This is a genomic window from Pseudomonas sp., from assembly GCF_050739655.1.
Lineage (GTDB): Bacteria > Pseudomonadota > Gammaproteobacteria > Pseudomonadales > Pseudomonadaceae > Aquipseudomonas.
The window spans coordinates 1-1,480 of record NZ_JBOIBY010000643.1 but is presented as its reverse complement, the minus strand read 5'-3'; the positions used below and the strand labels follow the sequence as shown (position 1 = coordinate 1,480).

Below are 1,480 nucleotides of genomic sequence, written 5' to 3'. Positions count from 1 at the left end.
TCAGCAGTTGAGACGTTGACCGACGTGTTGGCCAAGTTTACGGCCTATATCGGCAAGCGCCTGCCTACCGACGTGAAGAAAAAGACCGCCCAGTTGCGCGCTGCGGAGACCAATCCGCTGGCCATTGCCGTCTACGACTCCATGGCCGAAAACCAGGACTACGCCGACAAGCTGGACCGCCCCAGCTGCCAGGACACTGGGGTGATTCAGTACTTCATCAGCGCGGGTGCCCGGTTTCCGTTGTTGGGCGAGCTGGAGACCATCCTGGAAAACGCAACAAAGGAAGCGACCATCAAGGGTCCACTGCGCCACAACGCGGTGGAGACTTTCGTCGAGAAAAATACCGGCACCAACACGGGCTCAAAAATCCCGTGGCTGGACTGGCAAATCATCCCCGACGCTGACTACGCATTGATCGACGTGTACATGGCCGGTGGCGGTTGCACGTTGCCAGGCTCGGCGAAGGTGTTGATGCCTGGCCAGGGCTATGAAGGTGTGACCGAATTCGTTTTCGATGTGATTACGTCCCGCGGCGTGAACGCTTGCCCACCATTGTTGGTTGGCGTGGGGGTATCCACTTCTGTGGAAACCGCAGCGCGTTTGTCCAAACTGGCGATCCTGCGCCCGGTGGATTCGAGCCACCCCAATGAAAGTGCTGCGTTGATGGAAAGGCTCCTCGAGGAGGGCTTAAACGAAGTCGGCATTGGCCCGCAGGGCCTGACCGGTAACAGCAGTGTGATGGGGGTGAACATTGAGTCATCCGCGCGCCACCCTTCCACCATTGGCGTAGCCGTGTCCACCGGTTGCTGGGCGCATCGCCGCGGCAAGATCCGAATCAATGCCGACCTTTCCTACGACATCCTCTCCCATGAAGGAGTAGTACTGTGATTAAAGTCCTCAATACCCCGATCAAGGACGAAGATCTCGCAGGCCTCAATGTCGGTGACGTCGTTTACCTTACCGGTCAATTGGTGACCTGCCGTGACGTGGCGCACCGTCGCCTGATTGAGCTTAAGCGCGAGTTGCCCGTGGATCTGAAGGGCGGGGCCATTTTTCACGCTGGGCCTATTGTTCGTAAGAAAGATGATGGCAGCTTCGAGATGGTGTCGATCGGGCCAACCACCAGCATGCGCATGGAAAAATTTGAACGCCAATTCATCGAAGAAACTGGCGTTAAAATGATCATCGGTAAAGGTGGCATGGGCCCGGAAACAACCGCTGGCTGCCTGGAAAACAAGGCGGTGCATGCGGTATTCCCGGGCGGTTGCGCGGTGTTGGCCGCCACCAAGGTGGAAGAAATCGAGCGTGCCGAGTGGCAAGATCTGGGCATGCCGGAAACCCTTTGGGTGAACCGGGTGCGCGAGTTCGGCCCGCTGATCATTTCCATCGACACCAAAGGCAATAACCTGTTCGAACAGAACAAGGTGCGCTTCAACGAGCGCAAGGGGTCGATCATCGAGAAGATCAACGCCCAGGTACG

General features: G+C 57.6%; 2 protein-coding genes. Both read left to right on the top strand.

The genetic code is table 11. The features are described from left to right. The coding region (gene ttdA, locus ACRESJ_RS30815) for a L(+)-tartrate dehydratase subunit alpha (protein ID WP_431761277.1) at positions 1-888 on the top strand (888 nt) is incomplete at its 5' end. Next, on the top strand, positions 885-1,480 hold a 596-nt coding region (gene ttdB / locus ACRESJ_RS30810; protein ID WP_151149733.1), incomplete at its 3' end, for a L(+)-tartrate dehydratase subunit beta. The genes ttdA and ttdB, both read left to right, overlap by 4 nt.